This is a genomic window from Rhizobacter sp. (assembly GCF_046595475.1).
Classification (GTDB): Bacteria; Pseudomonadota; Gammaproteobacteria; order Burkholderiales; family Burkholderiaceae_C; genus Rhizobacter.
Genome location: NZ_JBKJOQ010000124.1, coordinates 1 through 18,014 on the forward strand (window position 1 = coordinate 1; position 18,014 = coordinate 18,014).

Genomic DNA, 18,014 nt, shown 5'->3' on the forward strand with positions numbered 1-18,014 from the left:
GACTTCGGGCAGCTGTTAGAGCGCAGCGGCCGCAGGCCGCGTAGCGAGTTCTGCCCGACCCGCAAAGCCCGAGCAGCGCAAGGCAGCCCTCGCGCAGCGTGGGCCGAGTCGGCAGGGGTCGCTTCTTTGCCTTCTTTCTTGTCGACACAAGTTCGCGAAGCGGGGATCTGCTCACTTTGCAAAGCAAAGTTATGCAGATACCAAAGTAGGTCGCCTGCCGGGGCGAAATCCCAGCGCGGCCTCACGCAGTGCACAAGACCCAGGCAAAACCGAGCGGGCCTTCGATCCGCGAAGCGGACCCTGTCCTGAGCTTGTCGAAGGGTCAGGCTGAGCTGCTGATGCTCAGCGTTGGCATGCCAAAGCCAAAAGCACAACGCCCCATCTCACCAAAGCAAGACAGGGCGTCGCACCAAAAAAAGAAGACCAGGCGCCGTAGCGCCCGACCTCCTCGTTTTTTTAGCGCAGCAGCGACAGCACTTGCTGGGGCAGCTGGTTGGCTTGCGAGATCATCGCGGTGCCGGCTTGTTGCAGGATCTGAGCGCGCGACAGGTTCATCGTTTCTGCAGCGAAGTCGGCGTCCATGATCCGGCCGCGAGCGGCGGAGAGGTTTTCCGACGACGTGGCCAGGTTGCTGATGACCGAGTCGAAGCGGTTTTGCACAGCACCCATGTTGGCGCGGCCGGTCGTGATCGCAGTGATCGCCGTGTCAAGCGCCGTGATGGCAGTCGTGGCACCGGCGTTGGTGGCACCCGAGATGTCGAGTGCGCCAACAGCGGTAACCGTGCCGCTCAAGTCAACCGCGTTGACCGAGATCGTGTCGGTCGCCGCGGTGCCAGCACCGACTTGGAAAGCGAACGTCGCGGTCGAGCCGTCGAGCAGAGCAGTGCCGTTGAACTTGGCGCCCGTCACCACACGAGAGACTTCAGCGTTGAGCTGTGCGAATTCAGCTTGCAGGTTGTCGCGGTCTGCAGCGCTGTTGGTGCCGTTGGCCGATTGCACGGCCAGTTCACGCATACGCTGGATCGAGTCGCCCACTTTGCCGATCGCGCCTTCAGCGGTTTGCGCCAGCGAGATGCCGTCGTTGGCATTGCGCGAGGCGACATTCATGCCGCGAACTTGGGCATTCATGCGCTCTGCAATGGCCAGGCCGGCCGCATCATCCTTGGCGCTGTTGACGCGCAAACCCGATGACAGGCGCTGTATGGCGGTCTGCAAGGAGCCTTGCGTCATCGACGCGTTGCGCTGAGCATTCTGCGAGTTGATGTTGGTGTTGATCATCATTGCCATTTAAATATCTCCAGTACGGTTGAAGTGACTTCCGGCAAGCGCCGGCATTGCCGCCACAGTTGCGTACCCATCTAGGTTCCGCTTCTGCTTTGAACTGCCATCGGTCGAGACCTTTGGCCTGCTGCGCCCGGCGCGCGTCATCCTCAGATCCCGAGAAGAGCGCTTGATATGAATGCTCTTCTCGAAACACTTGGCCGCTTACTCCGGACCCCGGGTTTGCTCATCACATCCCCGTTGGTTTTGTTATCGGACCCTGCTTTCAAGAACTTTAGAAAAAAAGTCAAGCGAGAGAAGGCGGGCTAATTCAACAGTGTTCATGGCATCTACAGCCCGCTGAAGTATTTCGGCACTCGACTCGCACTACTTGAGGCGCATTCCCTGCGCTCGCACACCTTGAGCGCCAGCCGCCGCCCTCCGCGTCTTGCCGGTTAGGCACCGACTGAGCCGATCGCGGAGCCTCGAAAAACGCAAACCGAGTAGTAACCCGCAGCCCCAATTGCACATTGAGTCACGAATGGTGGTTACGCCGACTTACATGTAGGAAGTTGCCTGACAAGGGGCATGGAAGAAGCTGGACTCAAGCAACAGAAACGGCCTGATGTTTCAGCTCATTTCTGATCTTCACAATTCGTTCCACGTTGAGACGCAAATCAAAACGCAGACAACGACAGCAGACAAACCCAGCAGACAACCCAAGGAACAACAGCATGAACGCCGACCAAATCCTCACCGAAATCCGCGAAGCCAACCTGTCCTACCTGATGTTGGCCCAAAGCCTGATCCGCAGCGACCGCGAGCAAGCCTTGTATCGCCTGGGCATCAGCGAAGAAAGCGCCGCGATGATCGGCCTGCTCACGCCCGCACAAATGATGAAGATCGCCGCCGGCAACACGCTGCTGTGCCGCTTCCGCATGGACGACGACCTGGTCTGGGGCCTGCTCACCAACCACGGCAAGAGCGCTGCCAACGACATGACGAGCCGCTTGCACGCTTCTATCTTGATGGCCGGCCGCCACCAAGAAGCCGCCTGAGCTCAGCCAGCCCTCACACATTACATAAACAGATCAGGAGAGATTCCCATGCGCAGCAAGAGCATCCTTACCGAAGCCAAGCAAATTGATCGCGCGGTGACGCTGATCAACCTGGGCGCGCGCCTGCAGGTGCTGGAATCTGAAACCGATCTGAGCTACGAACGTCTGCTGCGTCTGTACAAAGAAGTGTCTGGCAAGTCGCCGAGCAAGGGCCAGCTGCCCTTCTCGACCGACTGGTTCATGACCTGGCAACCCAACATCCATGCGTCGCTGTTCCTGAACATCCACGAGTACCTGAACAAGGTGGCCGAGATGGACGAGATCGACACCGTCATCAAGGCCTACCAGCTTTACCTCGAGCAGACCCAGGCGCAAAACCTGGAAGCCCTGCTCTCCGTGACACGCGCCTGGCGCCTGGTGAAGTTTGTCGACAACGGCATGCTCACCATGACCAAGTGCTCCAAGTGCGGCGGCCATTTCGTGAGCCACCCGCACGAGATCTCGAAGCATTACGTCTGCGGCCTGTGCAACCCACCGGCACGCGCTGGCAAGGGCAAGGCCGCCGGCGGCATCCAGATGCATTGATATCTCTCAAGTTCCTGCCAGAGCGGTCGATACAGCTAACAAGTCGATCGCCGGGCCACCCAAGATCGATGCTCCCTTCGGGGAGCGGGCAGCGCAAGCTGACCTTGAGGGCCTGTTCTGCAACGGTTTTTTTGTCTCCTCCTGGCACTTGAAAGTGCTTTATCGCGGGCCTCTAGGGGCCCGCCTTTTTTTCTTCGCGTGCCCCTGCGCGGCATGTCGACGCCGCTCTGGCGGCTGCTTCAGTTTGACATCCGAACACCCGATAACTGTCTGCTCGCGCCGCCTGGGATGGCGGCTGTCGGCAAGGCCCGGATGGCCGGCAGTTCACTTCCATCGAATAGGCAAATCACATGTTTTCTCGAATGACAGTTTCTCGGCGGCTGTACCTCGGCTTCGGCCTGATCTTGTCGATCCTTGTGGCCGTGACGGCGATTGCGGTGGTCAAGGTGCAGATCATCAACGACTCGCTGCGCGCCAACAGCGAAGTGAATGCCTCAGTCCAGCGCTTTGCGATCAACTTTCGTGGCTCGGCACACGACCGATCGATCGCCATCCGCGACGTGGTGCTCAGCGCAAACCCCGCCGACCGTCAACGAGAAGTCGCTGCGATAGACACGCTGGCCGCCTTTTATGCCAGTTCAGCCGGCCCGCTGGAGGCGCTGATCAGCGCCCCTGGCGCTTCCCCCAATCTGGCGCAGCTGTACAGCAGCATCAAGGACATCGAGCGTCAGGCGGTGGGTACCACGAAGGCGATCATCGCCGCGGTGGACAAAGGAGACGTACCGGCAGCCCAAGGCTTGCTGTGGACGCAAGCCAAGCCTCAATACGTGCAGTGGCTGGCCTCCATCAACAAACTCATCGACTTCGAGGAAGAGCGCATTCAGGTCGAGAACAAGATCGCGGCGCAGCAGGCCAGTGGCTTCCTGGCAGTGATGCTCACCGCGCTGGCAACGGCGCTGCTGGTCGGGGGAACGTTGGCGTGGATGATCGCCAAGAGCATCCTGGGGCAGCTGGGTGCCGAGCCCAGCGAGCTGGGTGCCGCCGCTCAGCGGGTGGCTGACGGCAATTTGAGCCCCTTGCCAGGCGCGGAGCATGCGCCTGCTGGCAGCGTGCTGTCGTCGCTGGGCAGCATGCAAGCCAGCCTGGCGCAACTGGTGGGGCAGGTGCGCAGCGCCTCGGACTCCATCGCCACCGGCTCGCAAGAAATCGCCACTGGCAACTCAGACCTGAGCCAACGAACCGAAACGCAGGCCAGCAACCTGCAGCAGACCGCCGCGTCTATGGAGCAGCTCTCCGGCACCGTGAAGACGAGTGCCGCAACGGCGGGCCAAGCCAATCAGCTGGCCGCAAGTGCTTCCGCCGCTGCCGCCAACGGTGGCGAGATGGTCGGCAACGTGGTCAGCACCATGCGCGACATCGCAGCGTCGTCCAAGAAGATCGCCGACATCATCGGGGTGATCGACGGCATCGCGTTCCAAACCAACATCCTGGCCCTGAACGCTGCAGTAGAGGCCGCCCGGGCAGGCGAGCAGGGCCGCGGCTTCGCGGTGGTGGCCAGCGAGGTGCGCAGCCTGGCAGGGCGATCGGCCGAGGCTGCCAAAGAGATCAAATCGCTGATCAGCGCCAGCGTTGAGAAGGTCGAAGTGGGCGCGCGCCAAGTCAACGAGGCAGGCGAGTCGATGTCGGAAATCGTCTCGCAAGTCGAGCGCGTCAGCCAACTCATCAGCGAACTCTCAAGCGCCAGCCTTGAACAATCCACCGGCATCAACCAGGTCGGCGAAGCCGTGACCCAGCTCGACCAAGTGACACAACAAAACGCGGCCTTGGTGGAAGAAAACGCGGCGGCGGCGGAAAGCCTGAAAGACCAAGCGGCCAAGCTGGCCAACGTGGTCAGCGTATTCAAGCTGTCGGGCGACGCCACCGCGTCGCGGGCTCAATTTGCTTCCAGGTGAGCCCAGAACGCGCGCCCGTCGCTTGCACAGGCGAAATGTGACGCGTTTTGCGCCGGGAAAGCCCCGCTGTTGAGGCGATCGAAACAGCCGCCAGACGCACACACTCCCTCAAGCACGAGGGGTCTCAGGCCGATAAAGGTCTGAGGCTCATTGGCAGCGACCGCAGCGGGCTCACGCGCAACCACAACACTCAAACATGCTTGTTCTCATCGGCTACGGCGTTGCCCTGGGGTGCATCTTCGGGGCGTACATCCTTCACGGAGGCAACATCTCCGTGATCATTCACGCCTTGCCGACAGAGCTGATGGCCATTCTGGGTGGGGCCCTCGGCGCCTTCGTGGTGAACAACCAACCCAAGGTGCTGAAGGCCACCCTGTCGGCTCTGCCCGGTTTGCTCAAGGGCAGCAAGTACACCAAGGCGCGCTACATGGAGCTGTTGGCGCTGCTGTACGACATCTTGCAGAAGGCCCGCAAGGAGGGCCTGATGTCGATCGAGAAAGATGTGGACGACCCGCACAGCTCGGCGGTCTTCCAGAAATACGCCGCGGTGGGCAACGACCACCACGTGGTCGAGTTCATCACCGACTACCTGCGCATGATGGTCTCGGGCAACCTCAATGCCCACGAGATCGAAAGCCTGATGGACAGCGAAATCGACACCCACCACCACGAGGCGCACGCACCCGCAGCCGCCATCGCCCGCCTGGCCGGCGCGCTGCCGGCCTTCGGCATCGTGGCGGCCGTGCTGGGCGTGGTGAACACCATGGGCTCGGTAGGCCAGCCGCCCGCCATCCTGGGCGGCATGATCGGCTCCGCCCTGGTCGGCACCTTCCTCGGCATCTTGCTGGCCTACGCCGTCGCCGAGCCGCTGGCTGGGCTGATGGAACAAAAGAACGACGAAAGCGGCAAAGAGCTGCAATGCATCAAGACGACGCTCCTGGCCAGCATGCAGGGCTATGCCCCGCAAGTGGCCGTCGAGTTCGGCCGCAAGGTTCTCTACTCCACCGAACGCCCGAACTTCGCCGAGCTCGAAGCCCACGTAAAAGGCAAGAAATGAGCCCCCCAGTCGCTCTCGCTCCTGCCCCCAAGGGGCGCCCCCCAAGTGGCCCGGCAAAGCCGGTTCCACGGGGGTTGCTTGATGGGGCGCTTTGCTGCGCTCGCTTGGAGCTGAGCCATGGCGGGTGATTCCAAAAAGCTCCAGCCGATCATCATCAAGCGGGTGAAGAAGGGCGGCCACGCCGTGCATGGCGGCGCCTGGAAGATCGCGTATGCCGACTTCGTGACGGCCATGATGGCGTTCTTCTTGCTGATGTGGCTGCTGGGCTCGACCACCGAAGGCGACAAGAAGGGCATAGCCGACTACTTCCAGTCGCCCCTGAAGGTGGCGCTCTTGAGCGGCGGCAGCGGCTCGGGCGATTCGTCGCACGTGGTGAAAGGTGGCGGCACCGACCTCACCCGCGCCGGCGGCCAGGTGAAGAAAGGCGACATCGCCACCACCAAGAGCACGATCAACCTCGCCGCCATGCGCGCCGAGCAGCGCGCCGCTGAAGCCGGCAAGCTGGAACAGATCAAGAAGCAGATGGAAGAGGTGCTGGCCAACAGCCCGAAATTCGGCCAGATCAAGAGCCAGATTAAGCTCGACATGACCCCTGACGGCCTGCGCATACAGATCATTGACGAGCAGAGCCGCCCGATGTTCGACAGCGGCAGCGCTGTCGTGAAACCCTATATGCGTGAGCTGCTGCGCGAAATCGGCGCGGTGCTGGCCGAGGTGCCCAACCGGCTCACGCTCGAAGGCCACACCGATGCCCAGCCCTTTGCCGGCGATCGTGGCGGCCTGGGCTATGGCAACTGGGAGCTGTCGGCCGACCGGGCCAATGCTTCGCGCCGCGAGCTGGTCGCGGGCAGCCTGCCCACTGAGCGCATCTTGCGGGTGCAGGGCCTGGCCGCCAGCGTGCCTTTCGAGCGCGAAGACCCGCTCGCCCCCAGCAACCGGCGCATCAGCATCATCGTGATGAACCGCGACGCCGAAGACCGATTTTTCCAGAAGACCCCAGAGGAACCAGCGCCTGCTGCGGCAGATGCAACGCCCACCACCGTTTCGGTGGCCGAGACGCCAACTGTGCCCTCAATATCCAACCCGAACGCCCGATAACAGCCGAAGTAGATTCACGCGAGGCCTGACATGACAACACCTGACATGAAATTTCTGATCGTCGACGACTTCTCCACCATGCGGCGCATCGTGCGCGGCCTGCTGAAGGAGCTTGGCTACAACAACGCCGAAGAAGCCGAAGACGGCGTGGCCGCACTCAACCTGCTGAAGAACGGCAAGTTCGACTTCGTGGTGAGCGACATCAACATGCCCAACATGAACGGCTTCGAGTTGCTGGCGGCCATCAAGGCAGAGGCCAGCCTGAAGCACATTCCGGTGCTGATGGTCACGGCCGAAGCCCGCAAGGAAGACATCGTGCGCGCCGCGCAAGACGGAGCTGCCGGCTACATCGTCAAACCTTTCACCAAGGCCACCTTGGAAGAAAAGGTTCAGAAGATCATGCAAAAGCTGGCCACCGCGGCCTGAGGGGAATCCACATGAAGATGGACAACACGGCTGTGCTGGCCAACCCAGCGCACGCTCACGCCGCGGCCTCGCCCGAGGTGTTTCAACAACTGGGCCTGATCACCCGCCAGTTGCACGACACCTTGCACCAGCTGGGTGTGATGCCCAAGCTGCAAGACGCCGCCAACAACCTGCCCGATGCGCGCAGCCGCCTGAACTACATCGCCGAGAAGACAGGCGCTGCAGCCAACAAGGTGCTGAACTCGGTCGACCACGCCAAGCTGGAGCACAACACCATCGCAGCGGAAACGCGCCGCATCGCGGCGGCCATCGTGGCCGACCCGGTGAAGGCCGTGGCTTCGGGCTCGGTGATGAATTTTGTGAGCGACGTGGAAAACGCCACCGCGCGCATCGACAAGCACCTCACCGACATCATGATGGCGCAAGACTTCCACGACCTCACCGGCCAGGTGGTGGCCAAGGTGGTGTCGCTTGCGGCCGATCTGGAAGACAGCCTGGTCAAGCTGCTGATTCAGGCTGCACCGCCTGAAGCGGTGAAGGTGATCGAGCACAGCACGGCATCGCTGAACGGGCCGGTGGTCAACCCGCAAGGCCGTGCGGATGTGGTGGCCAACCAAGGGGAAGTGGACGACCTGCTGGCGAGCCTCGGGTTCTAAGGCCCCCCAGTCGCTTCGCTCCTGCCCCCAAGGGGCGCCGCCTGGCGGCCCGGCAAAGCCGGTTCCGCGGGCGTTGCTTGATGGGCACGTCGCTTCGCTTGTGCGAAGCGGCGCTTCCTACTCGCTACCGACCAGCCCGTTGCGAATGGCGTAGACCGTCATCTCAGAGTTGTTCGACAACCCGAGCTTCTCCAGCACCCGCGCGCGATACACGCTCACCGTCTTGGGCGACAGCGTCAGCTCCTCGGCGATATCAGACAGCCTCTTCCCAGAGGCAATCATCACCAGTGTCTGCAGCTCGCGGTCAGACAACTTCTCATGCGCCGCCTCGTTGCCCGGTGTGGTGAGGCTCTCCACCAGCATCTGCGCAATCTCGGGTGTGACGTACTTGCGCCCCTGCCCCACCGTGCGCACAGCCGCCACGATGAGCTGCGGGTCGCCGCCCTTGTTCACATAACCGTAGGCGCCGGCACGCAAGGCCCGGATGGCGTACTGGTCTTCGGGGTACATAGACACCACCAGCACCCGCATGGTCGTGCCTTCGTCTTTCAGCACGTGCAGCACGTCGAGCCCGCTGCGGCCGGGCAGGTTGATGTCGAGCACCAGCACGTCGACCTCGCCGGCCGTGCGCATGAGCGAGCGCAGCTCACCGTAGTCGCCGGCCTCACCCACGACTTCGATGTCGGGAGCATCAGACAAGGTGTCACGGATCCCGCGCCGGATGAGGGCGTGGTCGTCGCAGAGCAAGACTTTGATCATGGCGTCACTGCGATGGGAGGAGCGGCCATCATAGAGCGCCCCACACCGTAGGATCGTAGGGGCCGGACGATTCTCCAGACTCGTCGCTGGCGCCGGCAATTTCCATGTCAACGCTCTCGTCGGCCCCCAGCGGCACCGACAGGATGAGCGTGGTGCCCGCCGGGCCGCTGCTCAGGTCGACCCAGCCGCCCACCGTGCCGGCGCGCTCGTGCAGGCCGCGTATGCCGAACGATCTCGCCTTGGCCAGGTCGTCGGGGTTGAGCCCACGGCCGTTGTCGCTGATCTCAAGCGACAGCACGCCCCCGGCCAGCGACAGGTCGATGTGCACCTGGCTCGCCTCGGCGTGCTTGGACACATTGGTCAGCGCCTCTTGTGCCGCCCGGTACGCCACCAGCGGCACGCCCACGGGCAGGCTCAGGTGCTCGTGGCGCGAGCGGAAGGTGCAGGTGATGCCGGTGCGCTTCTCGAAACGGCTGGTCATCCACTGCAAGGCGGCGATCAAGCCCTGCTCCAGGATGGCCGGGCGCAGGTTGTGCATCACGCGCTGGCTGGCCTCGATGGCGTGGCTCACGGTCTCCAGCGCCGAATTCACCCGCGCCAGCACCTCGGGCGAGTCGGAATGGCGGGCGATCCAGGCCAGGTCAAACTTCAGCGCGGTGAGCGAGCCCCCCACATCGTCATGAATCTCACGGGCAATGGCCGCCCGCTCCAGCTCGACGCTGGTTTGCAGGTGCTGTGCCAGCTCGTGCACGCGCTGCTTGGACTCGCCCAGCTCGTGGTCGGCCCGTTGGCGCGCCAGCAGCAGCTCGTGCGTTTCGACGGCATGCAGCAGGGCCGGCGCCAGGCGGGTGAGGTTGTTCTTGAGCAGGTAGTCAGACGCGCCATTGCGCATGGCCTCGACCGCGGTGTCTTCGCCGATCTCGCCCGACACCAATATGAAAGGGACCATCAAGGCGCTGGCCTTGAGCAGATCCAGCGCCACCAGGCCGGAAAAACCGGGCAGGTTGTAGTCAGACACCACCACGTCCCAGTCTTGATCGGGTTCTATGGCCCGCAGAAACTCGGCCTCCGAGTCGACCCGCACCGCATCGACCACCAGCCCCCCGCGACGCAGGTGGGCCAGCATCAGCTGATGGTCCAGCTCGGAATCCTCCAGATGCAGGACGCGCAAGCGCTTCTCGGGCAAAGGGGGTGACATGGCGAGAAGTATGCCAACGGATGCCCCAGTCTCGCGAATTGCCGGGACTTATTGCCCGTGATTGAGCTTATGTATCGGCCGCAGCTGCCGAAAATCCACTTCAGAAGCCCCCGTTGAGTGCCTCGCCATGCGCGCACTCAGCCCCCCAAAACCGAGCGGAGACCTGAAGCTGATGGAAGACGCGAACGAAGCTCAAGCATCGTCTGCTGCTGGCTCGCTGCCTCTGATGGCCGCAGCCGACCTGCAAGACCACTTGATGACCGCGAGCAACGACCTGGACCGTTTGCAGACGCTGCTGTCTGACGCCTGCGACACGCTGATGCAGCGTTTCCATGGCGCGTCGCAGCACATCAACACCCTGCGCTCGCAGCCCCACACCGTCGAAGACGACGACGCCGTCTTCAACGACGTGATGCAGAACCTGGGCGGCGCCGTCACGGCCCTGCAGTTCCAGGACATGGCCTCACAGCTGATCAACCACACCCACAAGCGGCTGCGCAGCTGCGTGGACCGGTTGGCCCGCGAAGCCTTTGCCGATGACGAAGACGGCATGGCCGCAGCCGAAGAAGTACCGCTGCGACCCAACCCCGTGACTCAGGCCGAAATGGATGTCGGATCCATCGAGCTGTTCTAGACACGACTCAAGACGACATCCATTCAACCGAAATTCATTCGAGATATCCCGGAGAAAGCCATGCAATCAATCCTCGCAGTCGACGATTCAGCCTCTATGCGCCAAATGGTGTCGTTCACGCTGAAGAGCGCCGGCTACAACGTGGTGGAAGCCGTGGACGGCCAAGACGCCTACGAAAAATCCAACGGCCGCGACTTCGATCTCGTGCTGACCGACCAGAACATGCCACGCATGGATGGCATCAGCCTGACCAAGAAGCTGCGCGACAACCCCAAGTTCAAGACCACGCCCATCCTGATCTTGACCACCGAGTCGAGCGACCAGATGAAGCAGGCAGGCCGCACGGCCGGCGCCACCGGTTGGCTCGTCAAGCCCTTTGACCCGGCCAAGCTGATCGAAGTGATCAAGAAAGTCGTGAAGTAAGCGCGCTGCTCCTTCTCTCCCCACCGACAACACACACATATCCAGGAGCACGCCATGGGCGAGATGTCCTCAGAAGGCTCTCAACTGAGCGCCGGCATTGACCTGAGCCAGTTCTATCAAGTTTTCTTCGAAGAGGCGGGCGAGAACCTCGACCGCATGGAGAAGCTGCTGCTCGACCTCGACATCGAGTCGGCCGACGACGAGGAGATGAACGCCATCTTCCGTTGCGCGCATTCGATCAAGGGCGGCGCCGCCACCTTCGGCTTCAAAGATGTGGCCGAGCTGACCCACCAAATGGAAACGCTGCTCGACAAGCTGCGCCGCCACGAGCTGGAGCCCACCGCTCCCATGGTTGACGTGCTGCTGCAGTCGGGCGACGCCTTGCGCAGCCAACTGGCGCGCCACCAGAACGGCGACGGCGCTGCGGTCGACACCACCGAATTGCTATTCAACATTCGCGCCATGTCGGCCGGCGAAGCGCCCCTGGTCATCGCCTCTGTAGCCGCGCCTGCCGCCTCGGTACTGGCGGCCCCTGCGTCGCCCGCCTCACCGGCCAAGAAGGCCGCCCGCATACTCGAGCTGCGCGTAGGCCCGTTGGACAAACCAGAAGATGCCAACAACATCGTCGACCTGTTCAAGGAAATCACCGACCTCGGCACCATCGAGCCGCTGGACAATGGCATGCCCGCAGACGGCATGCGCCGTTTCAAGGTCTGCACCACCAGCACCGACAGTGACCTGCTGGACCTGCTGACCTTCCACGTCTCGCGCGAGCAAGTCGCCCTGCTGCCCCTGGGCGATGGCTACGGCTTTCACAGCGGCGCACCCGGTGCCCCGGAGCCCGAGCAAGCCGACGTGGGCTATGGCTTCTTCGACGATGCCCCCGGCTCGCCCTCGCAATCAGCGAGCGCCGCACCGCTTGATGCAACAGGCACCGACACCGACGCGGCCACCAAGGCAGCCCCGAAAGCGGCGCCCAAGGCCGAGAAGCCTGCGGCCGCGGTCGAAGCCTCCACGCTGCGCGTGTCGGTCGAGAAGGTCGACCAGCTCATCAACCTGGTGGGTGAACTTGTGATCACCCAAGCCATGCTGGCGCAAAACACCCAGGGCCTCGATCCGACGCTCTACCAGCAGCTGGCCGCCGGCCTGGCCGACCTGGACCGCAACACCCGCGACTTGCAAGAGTCGGTCATGTCGATCCGCATGATTCCGATGTCGATGGTGTTCAGCCGCTTCCCTCGCATGCTGCGCGACCTGGCCGCCAAGCTCGGCAAGAAGGTCGACTTCGTGACGCTCGGTGAAGCCACCGAGCTCGACAAGGGCCTGGTCGAGAAGATCACCGACCCGCTGACCCACTTGGTGCGCAACAGCTGCGACCACGGCATCGAGACCCCACAGGAACGCTTGGCCAAGGGCAAGCCCGAGACCGGCACCATCACCCTGAGTGCATCGCACCAGGGCGGCTCGATCGTGATTGAAGTGCGCGACGACGGCCGCGGCCTGTCGCGCGAAAAACTGCTGAAGAAAGCCCGCGAACGCGGCATACATGCCCCCGACTCGATGAGCGACACCGAAGTGTGGTCGCTGATCTTCGCGCCCGGTTTCTCCACCGCTGACGTGGTCACCGACGTGTCGGGCCGCGGTGTCGGCATGGACGTGGTCAAGAAGAACATCACCTCGCTAGGCGGCACGGTCGACATCGACTCGGCCGAAGGCTACGGCATGCGCGTCTCGGTGCGCCTGCCCCTCACGCTGGCCATCATGGACGGCATGTCGGTCGGTGTGGGCGAAGAGGTCTACATCCTCCCGCTCAGCTCGGTCGTCGAGTCGTTCCAGGTGCAGCCCGACATGGTCAAGACCATCGGTGGCAGTGGCCGCGTGGTTGAAGTGCGCGACGAGTACATGCCAGTGCTGGAGATGGAGCACGTGTTCAACGTGCCGCGCTTCGACTTCGAGCACGTGAGCGGAATCATGGTGGTGGTGGAAGCCGAAGGCGGCCGCATCGCCTTGCTGGTTGACGAGTTGCTCGGCCAGCAGCAAGTGGTGGTGAAGAACCTGGAAGCCAACTACCGCAAGGTCAACGACGTGTCGGGCGCCACCATCATGGGTGACGGCCGCGTGGCGCTGATTCTCGACGTGAGCAGCCTGGTGCGCCGCTCGCGGCACTGACACCCGGCCCACCCCAACCCCAACCCCAGACGCCAGGCAGCCTGCAGACCTGAACCGATGCACCCTTCTTCCAAAAGAGACTGAATCATGCTCAGCCGACTTCGCATTCGAAATCGTCTTCTCCTCGGCTTCGGCACCGTCTTGATGCTGTCCTTCTTGCTCGCCTCCGTCGGCGGTTTTGGCCTGGTGGTCGTGCAGAAGGCCTTCCGCGGCATCACCATGAAGATCCAGCCAGCCAATGCGGTGGCGATCGCGGCCAAGTTCAGGCTGCTCGAAGGCCGTGCCGCCGGCGCTGCGCTGGTGGCCGGCATCTCCGACGAAGCCCAGATGAAGCAGGCCAAGGCGGAATGGGACCAAGCCCAAGTCGGGGTCGACCAAGCGATGAAAGACTACGGCACTCTGGTGGCTGGCAACGCAGAGGCCGAAGGCAAGCTCGAACAATTCCGCGGCCACGTCAGCGCATATCGCAAGGCCTTCGTGCCCGTGGCAGAAAAGCTCATGAGCAATGGCTACGCCAACGCGAAAGAAGCCTCTCTGGCGTTCCAGGCATCGCAGGCGCCATACGGCGAGGCCGCGGCCCTGCTCGACAACGTGGAAACTGCCGTCGGCAAGGTGAGCAAAGAGGTGTTCGGCCTGGCCGAGAGCGTCCTGCAGAAAGTGCTGATCGCATTGGCGGTCGGGCTGGTGGTTTGCACCGCGGTGGGTGCCCTGATCGCCTGGGCGATCGCCCGCTCCATCTTGAAACCGGTGGCGCTGGCGCAGCATTTCGCCGGCCGCATCGCCGACGGCGACCTGTCTCATCACATCGACGTGCAAGGCAGCGACGAGCTGGCTGAGATGACGCGGGTACTGCAACGCATGCAGCTCTCTCTGGCGAGCATCGTCGGGCAGGTGCGCGAGTCCGCCGAGAGCATCCAGACCGCGAGCCATGAGGTCGCGGTCGGCAACCAAGACCTGAGCCAACGCACCGAGCAGACTGCAAGCAACCTGCAGCAGGCCGCGTCGTCTATGGAGCAGCTCACCGGCACCGTCAAGCAGTCGGCCGATTCGGCCCGCCAGGCCAACCAGCTCGCCGCCTCGGCCGCCGAAGTGGCCCAGCGCGGCGGCCACGTGGTCTCGCAAGTGGTGACCACCATGAACGAGATCAACGCCAGCTCGAAGAAGATCGCCGACATCATTGGCGTGATCGACGGCATTGCCTTCCAGACCAACATCCTCGCGCTCAACGCCGCCGTTGAAGCGGCGCGTGCCGGCGAGCAAGGCCGCGGCTTTGCCGTGGTGGCCAGCGAAGTGCGCAGCCTGGCCGGCCGCTCGGCCGAGGCTGCCAAAGAGATCAAGGGCCTGATCGGCGCAAGCGTCGACAAGGTCGAAGCCGGCTCGCGCCTGGTAATCGATGCCGGCGCCACCATGACCGAGATCGTGGGCAGCGTGCAGCGTGTGTCCGACATCATTGGCGAGATCACGGCTGCCGCCTCGGAGCAAAGCGACGGCATCGCGCAAGTCAACACCTCCGTCGTGCAGCTCGACCAGATGACGCAGCAAAACGCCGCACTGGTCGAAGAATCGGCCGCCGCTGCAGAAAGCTTGAAGCAGCAAGCAGGAAGCCTTGCAAAGGTCGTAAGCACCTTTCGACTGGCGGAAAAAAGCCAGCCCTAGATAACAAAAGTGAGCTCCACATGAACATCAACGCCCTCAACAATCTCAAGATCGGAACGCGCCTCAGCGTGGGCTTCGGCGCAGTGTTGGCCCTTTTGCTGGCAATGGTGGGCGTGGCCTACCTGCAGATGGTGCAAACCGATCGCGCCATGAAAGAGGCCGCCGTCAGCCAGCAACGCGCCAACCTCGTCGATGAGTGGGAGGGCAAGACGCACCTCAACCTGACGCGCACGGTGGCCATCGCCAAGGCGGCCGGGCAAACCGATGTCGACGCCTACTTCACGCCCTTGATCAAGGAAACTTCGCAAGAGATCTCGGCGCTGCAAAAGGCCATGGAAGCCACTGTCAGCACCGACACCGCACGCACGCTGATGACGACCATCAGCCAAAAGCGCGATGCCTACGTGGTCTTGCGCACGCAGCTCTACGAGCACGTAAAAGTGGGCGACCCTTTTGCGGCCGAAGCCCTGCTGAAGGAAAAGCTGCTGCCCGCCGCAATCGCCTATCTGGGCGCGATGACCGAGCTGCGCAACTACGAACGCCGGGCCGTGGACAAGCAGAATGCCGATTTGAGCAGCGGCCTGGCCATGGCCAAGACCGTGCTGGTCGCGCTTGCGCTGGTGAGCCTGGCCGTCGGTGGCGGCATGGCCCTCTTGATCACCCGCTCTGTCACGGGGCCTGTCATCGAGGCCGTGAGCGCCGCCCGCGTCATCGCCAACAACGACCTTTCGCAACGCATCGACTCGACGCGCCGCGACGAGCTGGGCGACCTCTTGCGCGCGCTCTCCGACATGCAGGGCTCGCTGCAGCAGGTGGTAGGCGAGGTGCGCAGCTCGACCGAAAGCATCTCGACCGCCTCGGCCGAAATCGCCACCGGCAACCAAGACCTGAGCGCGCGCACCGAGCAGACCGCCTCTAACCTTCAGCAAACCGCCTCGTCGATGGAGCAGCTGACCGCCACGGTGCGCAACAGCGCCGACTCGGCCCGCCAGGCCAACCAACTCGCCGCCTCGGCCGCCGAAGTGGCCGCCCGCGGGGGCAACGTGGTCTCGCAAGTGGTGACCACCATGAACGAGATCACCGCCAGCTCAAAGAAGATCAGCGACATCATCGGCGTGATCGACGGCATCGCCTTCCAGACGAACATTCTGGCGCTGAACGCGGCCGTGGAAGCGGCACGTGCCGGCGAGCAAGGCCGCGGCTTTGCGGTCGTCGCTTCAGAGGTGCGCAGCCTGGCCGGCCGCTCGGCCGAGGCCGCCAAAGAGATCAAGGGCCTGATCGGCGCCAGCGTCGAACGCGTCGAAGTGGGCTCGCGCCTGGTAGCCGATGCGGGCGCCACCATGACCGAAATCGTGAGCAGTGTGCAGCGCGTGTCCGACATCATCGGCGAGATCACCACCGCATCGGCTGAGCAAAGCGACGGCATCGGCCAGGTGAACGTGGCCGTCACGCAGCTCGACCAGATGACCCAGCAAAACGCCGCACTGGTCGAGGAATCGGCCGCAGCCGCCGAGAGCCTCAAGGAGCAAGCCGCACGGCTGGCTCAGGTGGTTGCCACCTTTCAACTTCAGCGTTGTTAGCCCTCACGGACCGAACCGGAACCGTCGTGCATCAACGCCTCAGCTTCAAACGCCTTATAACCATCCTAGGACTGCCATGAACCTGAAGAACCTGAGTATTCGCACCAAGCTGATGGGCGGCTTTGGCCTCGTGCTGGCCGTGGCTCTGCTGCAAAGTGCCATCTCCATACAGTTGCTGCAATCAGTCAACAGCAAGTCGACCGAGATTGCCCGCGACTGGCTGCCCAGCGTGAAATCACTGGGCGAACTGAACGACGACCTGGGCGAGCTGCGCATCGCCCGCCTGCAGCTCACCATGTTGGAAGAGCCGAGCAAGGTCGACGACCTGTCCAAGCTCATGGAGAAGCTGCAAGCACGCAGCGACGAGCACCGCAACGCCTACGACAAGCTGATCAGCGGCCCCAAGCAACGGGCCCTGTTCGATGAATTCGACGCGCAACGCAAGGCTTTCCAAGCACTGAGCCCGCGCATGATCAAGCTGATGCGCGACATGAAGGCTGCCGAGACCAAGCAAATTGCAACCGGTGAGGGCCGCCTGGCCTACGAAGCCGCCAACGTCGCGCTGGACAAGCTGATGGCCCTCGACACCGCCGGCGCCAACGCCGCGAGCGAAGAGGCCGACGCGCTCTACAGCCGCGCCCGCGTGTTGATGGTGATCACCCTGGCCAGCATGATCGCGCTGGGTCTGGGCTTCGGCTGGCTCATTTCTCGCAAGCTGGCGGCCGGTGCCAACCTCGCCGGCGAACACGCGGCACGCATTGCCGATGGCGACCTCAGCCACACCATCACCTCGGACAGCACTGACGAGATGGGTCGCCTGCTCGCAGCGCTGGCCAAGATGCAGGTCAACCTGCGCGGCATCGTGGGCGGCGTGCGCCAAAACGCCGAAGGCGTGGCCACGGCCAGCGCCGAGATCGCGCAAGGCAACCTCGACCTGAGCAGCCGTACCGAAGAGCAAGCCAGCGCGCTGGAAGAAACTGCCGCGTCGATGGAAGAGCTGGCGAGCACCGTCAAGCAAAACGCCGACAACGCACGTCAGGCCAACCAGTTGGCGCTGAGCGCGTCGACCGTGGCTGTCTCCGGTGGCGAGGTGGTGAACCGCGTCGTCGACACCATGAAGGGCATCAACGAATCGTCCAAGCGCATCGCCGACATCATCGGCACCATCGACGGCATTGCCTTCCAGACCAACATCCTGGCGCTGAACGCCGCGGTAGAAGGGGCCCGCGCGGGTGAGCAAGGCCGCGGCTTCGCCGTGGTGGCCGCCGAAGTGCGCAACCTGGCGCAGCGCTCGGCCGGTGCGGCCAAGGAAATCAAGGCCCTCATCTCTACCAGCGTGGAACGGGTGGAGCAAGGCACGGCCCTGGTCGACCAGGCCGGCACCACCATGCGGGAAGTGGTGGCCTCGATCAAGCGCGTGACCGACATCATGGGCGAGATCAGCGCTTGATCGAGGCCACCACTTCCCGCATGGTGGTGCCGGCCTGGTCGACCAGGGCCGTG

General features: G+C 63.3%; 15 protein-coding genes and 1 pseudogene. 13 read left to right on the forward strand and 3 right to left on the reverse strand.

Annotation, left to right across the window (positions count from 1 at the left end):
• Positions 1 to 456: 456 nt before the first annotated feature.
• Entirely contained in the window at positions 457 to 1,287 is an 831-nt protein-coding gene (locus AC30QB_RS22515) for a flagellin N-terminal helical domain-containing protein (protein WP_489548519.1), read from the reverse strand.
• A gap of 707 nt (positions 1,288 to 1,994) precedes the next feature.
• Here AC30QB_RS22515 and flhD point away from each other — a divergent pair.
• The 7 genes from flhD to AC30QB_RS22550 all read left to right on the forward strand — a co-directional run bounded on the left by flhD (position 1,995) and on the right by AC30QB_RS22550 (position 8,092).
• Entirely contained in the window at positions 1,995 to 2,318 is a 324-nt protein-coding gene (gene flhD / locus AC30QB_RS22520; protein ID WP_489548520.1) for a flagellar transcriptional regulator FlhD, read from the forward strand.
• A gap of 48 nt (positions 2,319 to 2,366) precedes the next feature.
• On the forward strand, positions 2,367 to 2,903 hold the full coding sequence (flhC, locus tag AC30QB_RS22525) for a flagellar transcriptional regulator FlhC (protein WP_489548521.1): 537 nt from the start codon (positions 2,367 to 2,369) through the stop codon (positions 2,901 to 2,903).
• A gap of 362 nt (positions 2,904 to 3,265) precedes the next feature.
• Positions 3,266 to 4,855 (forward strand): methyl-accepting chemotaxis protein, encoded by a 1,590-nt coding sequence (locus AC30QB_RS22530; RefSeq protein WP_489548522.1) that lies wholly within the window; start codon positions 3,266 to 3,268, stop codon positions 4,853 to 4,855.
• Positions 4,856 to 5,051: 196 nt separating this feature from the next.
• A complete protein-coding gene (motA, locus tag AC30QB_RS22535; RefSeq protein ID WP_489548523.1) occupies positions 5,052 to 5,912 on the forward strand; it encodes a flagellar motor stator protein MotA in 861 nt (286 codons plus the stop codon).
• A gap of 117 nt (positions 5,913 to 6,029) precedes the next feature.
• Positions 6,030 to 7,010: a flagellar motor protein MotB gene (motB, locus tag AC30QB_RS22540; RefSeq protein ID WP_489548524.1), complete on the forward strand. Its 981-nt coding sequence runs from the start codon at positions 6,030 to 6,032 to the stop codon at positions 7,008 to 7,010.
• A gap of 30 nt (positions 7,011 to 7,040) precedes the next feature.
• Positions 7,041 to 7,436 (forward strand): chemotaxis response regulator CheY, encoded by a 396-nt coding sequence (gene cheY, locus AC30QB_RS22545; RefSeq protein ID WP_489548525.1) that lies wholly within the window; start codon positions 7,041 to 7,043, stop codon positions 7,434 to 7,436.
• An 11-nt stretch (positions 7,437 to 7,447) separates the two neighbouring features.
• On the forward strand, positions 7,448 to 8,092 hold the full coding sequence (locus AC30QB_RS22550) for a protein phosphatase CheZ (RefSeq protein WP_489548526.1): 645 nt from the start codon (positions 7,448 to 7,450) through the stop codon (positions 8,090 to 8,092).
• 117 nt (positions 8,093 to 8,209) lie between these two features.
• Here AC30QB_RS22550 and AC30QB_RS22555 read toward each other — a convergent pair whose 3' ends face one another.
• Both AC30QB_RS22555 and AC30QB_RS22560 read right to left on the reverse strand, forming a co-directional pair.
• Positions 8,210 to 8,851 (reverse strand): response regulator, encoded by a 642-nt coding sequence (locus AC30QB_RS22555; RefSeq protein WP_489548527.1) that lies wholly within the window; start codon positions 8,849 to 8,851, stop codon positions 8,210 to 8,212.
• A gap of 28 nt (positions 8,852 to 8,879) precedes the next feature.
• Positions 8,880 to 10,049 (reverse strand): hybrid sensor histidine kinase/response regulator, encoded by a 1,170-nt coding sequence (locus AC30QB_RS22560; protein ID WP_489548528.1) that lies wholly within the window; start codon positions 10,047 to 10,049, stop codon positions 8,880 to 8,882.
• A gap of 172 nt (positions 10,050 to 10,221) precedes the next feature.
• On the opposite strand from AC30QB_RS22560, the gene AC30QB_RS22565 reads away from it, so the two are divergent.
• From AC30QB_RS22565 to AC30QB_RS22590, 6 genes and pseudogenes are all read left to right on the forward strand, one after another.
• The gene (locus AC30QB_RS22565) at positions 10,222 to 10,683 is read left to right on the forward strand and encodes a hypothetical protein (protein ID WP_489548533.1); all 462 of its coding nucleotides are present in this window, start codon (positions 10,222 to 10,224) and stop codon (positions 10,681 to 10,683) included.
• A gap of 60 nt (positions 10,684 to 10,743) precedes the next feature.
• Positions 10,744 to 11,106, forward strand: a complete 363-nt coding sequence (locus AC30QB_RS22570) for a response regulator (RefSeq protein ID WP_489548529.1) — start codon at positions 10,744 to 10,746, stop codon at positions 11,104 to 11,106.
• 54 nt (positions 11,107 to 11,160) lie between these two features.
• Positions 11,161 to 13,275: a chemotaxis protein CheA gene (locus AC30QB_RS22575; RefSeq protein ID WP_489548530.1), complete on the forward strand. Its 2,115-nt coding sequence runs from the start codon at positions 11,161 to 11,163 to the stop codon at positions 13,273 to 13,275.
• A gap of 87 nt (positions 13,276 to 13,362) precedes the next feature.
• Complete coding sequence (locus AC30QB_RS22580) at positions 13,363 to 14,931, forward strand: methyl-accepting chemotaxis protein (RefSeq protein ID WP_489548531.1); 1,569 nt, start codon at positions 13,363 to 13,365, stop codon at positions 14,929 to 14,931.
• Positions 14,932 to 14,951: 20 nt separating this feature from the next.
• A complete protein-coding gene (locus tag AC30QB_RS22585; protein WP_489548532.1) occupies positions 14,952 to 16,511 on the forward strand; it encodes a methyl-accepting chemotaxis protein in 1,560 nt (519 codons plus the stop codon).
• A 76-nt stretch (positions 16,512 to 16,587) separates the two neighbouring features.
• A pseudogene (locus tag AC30QB_RS22590) lies at positions 16,588 to 17,958 on the forward strand (methyl-accepting chemotaxis protein); the annotation flags it as partial.
• Positions 17,959 to 18,014: the final 56 nt, after the last annotated feature.

Excerpts from the sequence above, each read along its gene's own strand:
- AC30QB_RS22515 (WP_489548519.1), bottom strand. The coding sequence starts at position 1,287 with ATGGCAATGATGATCAACACCAACATCAACTCGCAGAATGCTCAGCGC.
- flhD (WP_489548520.1), top strand. The coding sequence starts at position 1,995 with ATGAACGCCGACCAAATCCTCACCGAAATCCGCGAAGCCAACCTGTCC.
- flhC (WP_489548521.1), top strand. The coding sequence starts at position 2,367 with ATGCGCAGCAAGAGCATCCTTACCGAAGCCAAGCAAATTGATCGCGCG.
- AC30QB_RS22530 (WP_489548522.1), top strand. The coding sequence starts at position 3,266 with ATGACAGTTTCTCGGCGGCTGTACCTCGGCTTCGGCCTGATCTTGTCG.
- motA (WP_489548523.1), top strand. The coding sequence starts at position 5,052 with ATGCTTGTTCTCATCGGCTACGGCGTTGCCCTGGGGTGCATCTTCGGG.
- motB (WP_489548524.1), top strand. The coding sequence starts at position 6,030 with ATGGCGGGTGATTCCAAAAAGCTCCAGCCGATCATCATCAAGCGGGTG.
- cheY (WP_489548525.1), top strand. The coding sequence starts at position 7,041 with ATGACAACACCTGACATGAAATTTCTGATCGTCGACGACTTCTCCACC.
- AC30QB_RS22550 (WP_489548526.1), top strand. The coding sequence starts at position 7,448 with ATGAAGATGGACAACACGGCTGTGCTGGCCAACCCAGCGCACGCTCAC.
- AC30QB_RS22555 (WP_489548527.1), bottom strand. The coding sequence starts at position 8,851 with ATGATCAAAGTCTTGCTCTGCGACGACCACGCCCTCATCCGGCGCGGG.
- AC30QB_RS22560 (WP_489548528.1), bottom strand. The coding sequence starts at position 10,049 with ATGTCACCCCCTTTGCCCGAGAAGCGCTTGCGCGTCCTGCATCTGGAG.
- AC30QB_RS22565 (WP_489548533.1), top strand. The coding sequence starts at position 10,222 with ATGGAAGACGCGAACGAAGCTCAAGCATCGTCTGCTGCTGGCTCGCTG.
- AC30QB_RS22570 (WP_489548529.1), top strand. The coding sequence starts at position 10,744 with ATGCAATCAATCCTCGCAGTCGACGATTCAGCCTCTATGCGCCAAATG.
- AC30QB_RS22575 (WP_489548530.1), top strand. The coding sequence starts at position 11,161 with ATGGGCGAGATGTCCTCAGAAGGCTCTCAACTGAGCGCCGGCATTGAC.
- AC30QB_RS22580 (WP_489548531.1), top strand. The coding sequence starts at position 13,363 with ATGCTCAGCCGACTTCGCATTCGAAATCGTCTTCTCCTCGGCTTCGGC.
- AC30QB_RS22585 (WP_489548532.1), top strand. The coding sequence starts at position 14,952 with ATGAACATCAACGCCCTCAACAATCTCAAGATCGGAACGCGCCTCAGC.